The sequence below is a fragment of the Dolichospermum lemmermannii CS-548 genome, assembly GCF_028330815.1.
In the GTDB taxonomy this organism is placed as follows: domain Bacteria; phylum Cyanobacteriota; class Cyanobacteriia; order Cyanobacteriales; family Nostocaceae; genus Dolichospermum; species Dolichospermum lemmermannii.
Map to the genome: position 1 here is coordinate 1 of NZ_JAQMTJ010000207.1, position 2527 is coordinate 2527.

2 protein-coding genes and 1 pseudogene are annotated in these 2527 nt (G+C 40.2%); all 3 read right to left on the reverse strand.

The features are described 5' to 3' along the window. Positions 1-1238: pseudogene (locus PN450_RS13395) on the reverse strand (hypothetical protein); the annotation flags it as partial. A 145-nt stretch (positions 1239-1383) separates the two neighbouring features. Further along, positions 1384-1506 (reverse strand): hypothetical protein, encoded by a 123-nt coding sequence (locus PN450_RS13400; RefSeq protein WP_271836639.1) that lies wholly within the window; start codon positions 1504-1506, stop codon positions 1384-1386. 549 nt (positions 1507-2055) lie between these two features. Further along, positions 2056-2527: hypothetical protein (locus PN450_RS13405; protein WP_271836640.1), on the reverse strand; the 472-nt coding region annotated here is incomplete at its 5' end.

The window sequence follows — 2527 nt, forward strand, 5'->3', positions numbered from 1 at the left end:
GTGGAGTAATCAACAATTAGTAAATCATCTCCTGCTCCTCCATTGGCAACGTCATCACCTAATCCAGTGTTTATCGTGTCGTTACCAGCCCCACTGTTAATAGTGTCATTGCCACGAACAACAATATTATTAACTAATCCTAATTGAGTAATCGTATCGTTGCCACTACCAGTAGTGATAGTAAAGTTCTCAAAGTTAGTTGCTGTAACAATGCCAGTGAAATTAATCCCAGTAGTGGCATTGTTAATAACGATATTGCCTGTTTGAGCCGACAAGTCCAATGTTAAGTTGTCAACACCAGCCCCACCATCAATTGTGTCATTGCCAATGCCCCCCGCATTAACTGTATCATTACCATCGCCAGCGTTAATGGTGTCATCACCAGCGCCAGCATTAATGGTGTCATTGCCAGCACCCGCATTAATCGTGTCATTGCCACTACCAGTAGTGATAGTGTCATTAACTGCTGTACCAGTAATCTGAAACCGATTTATCCCAGTGAAGTTAAGATAATCTGGGTAACCGTTACCGGCGGAATTGAGTCGGTAAGCTGAACCAGAAAATCCTTCTGTACCTGCGGAGGTAGACAAGGTCATCTCACGTCCAGTCTCACCTATGGAGTAATCAACAATTAGTAGATCATCTCCTGCTCCCCCATTGGCAACGTCATTCCCCAATCCAGTGTTTATCGTGTCGTTACCAGAACTTCCTGTAATCGTATCATTCCCGTTAGTACCTGTAAAATTCTGCTGTTCTACCTGAATATTTTGCCCATTTACCGTAATTGTTGCGTGATCATCTTCAGCTTTCAAAGCCTGTAAAGTACCAGAATCAAGACTTTCACCCTGTACCAACGCCGCGAAAATCGCTCCTTCATCTCCAGCACTATCGGTTTGATTAATTTGAGCATCAACAAAATGCCCAATTTCCTCTAACAGCGTATCAACCAATGTTTTTTGTGTAGCTGTTGCGACAAAATTAGCTGATAAATAAATCTTATTGGTGCTACTGGCATAAGCCCCATTAGCACCGCCAAGGATGTTACTATCAAGAATTTCAATTTGCGGAAGTTGACTAAAATCACCAGATAGCCACTGTAAACGCAGAATTTCCGCACCGCTGCGGTTGTATTGTGTACCAAAAGCGGTATCAAAAACCTGCCAGAAGTTATCTAAACTAGCAAAGGTGCTGAGTTGGTTATAGGTCAGCGTCAGGGCAGAATTGAGTAGAGTATTCATGGATTTAATTAATTATTGGTATTAAAATAATGTTTGAAGGCGATAGGATGTGTCACAACCTGTAACACTTTTTAGTTAAAGACTATACACGCACAAGTTTGACACAAATACTGATAAGTGTCAAGCTCTATATCTATGCGACCAGTTAGGATATTTTTTTAAATGGACAAGGTATTGCAAAATCTTTCAGATAGAGTCTTACTTGTTCTAGGGCTGGGTTGAGGTACAACTCATCAGCAATCAAACCGTTAGCAAGTGTAGATGTCATAAAATTAACCTGGTTTTTGTAAATAATTGTCCCAAGACGATAATATTAAGTATAAAAAAACCTTTACATCCACCAAAAGTTAGATATTTATTTCTTTCCCAAAAAATCTCACCTGAGTAGGATATTTCGGGGTTTTACCACATAGGACTTAGAGGATGTTTGAAAAGTTTTTAATGTATAAATAAACCCCTCTCCAAACCTCTCCCCGACGCGGGGAGAGGCTTTGAAACCCCCATTCCCTTGTAGGGAAGGGGGGAAGGGGGGTTAGGTTTCTGGAGATTATCGGTTTCATCTAATACTTTTCAAACAACCTCTTAGAGGACAGAAAACTTTAAATATATATGATGCCTACGGCGAGTCAATTTAAGCCCCGGCGACTAGAAGTCACGGCTACACAAACAAAGTCCGCCTGCGCGGACTAACGAAAAATCAAGGATTTGAAACCCACGTAGGCGGTCACTGAGCTTGCCGATAGCGTAGCGTGGCGTTAGCCATAATGTGGCTTTTGCCTGTGTAGACGCGGTTAGAAACCGCCCGTTTAACTATTAATTATGTCAATGTTGCTGATTCTAAAGCCTGTTTAAAATCATCTAAAGAATTAACTGTTACAGCCAGTTTCAGCATTTCATCCAAAATAGATAGATTAGAAATCAGAGATAGAGATACTATAATCTCTAAAGAAACCTCACCCAATCGAGCTTGTAAAACAGTTTTGATGTAATTACGAGCATTTTGTAATGCACCAATCTCTTTACCAATCTCCTTACCAATTTCCTTACCAATCTCCTTACCAATCTCCTTACCGCGTTCTATTGCCATTTGTTCTGTAGGACTGATAAAAGGCATTTTTCTTTCCTCCTCAAAACTGTTAATTTTCTTGACTAACTTTTGCTGTAATTGCTCAGGTAATGTCATCATCATGTCAATGATTTTAAAGAGTTTCACAATTTGCTCTTTATTTAATCCTCGCTCATAAAGTCCGCGAACTAATGTCCATTTCCATTGCTCCCGTTCTGATAAA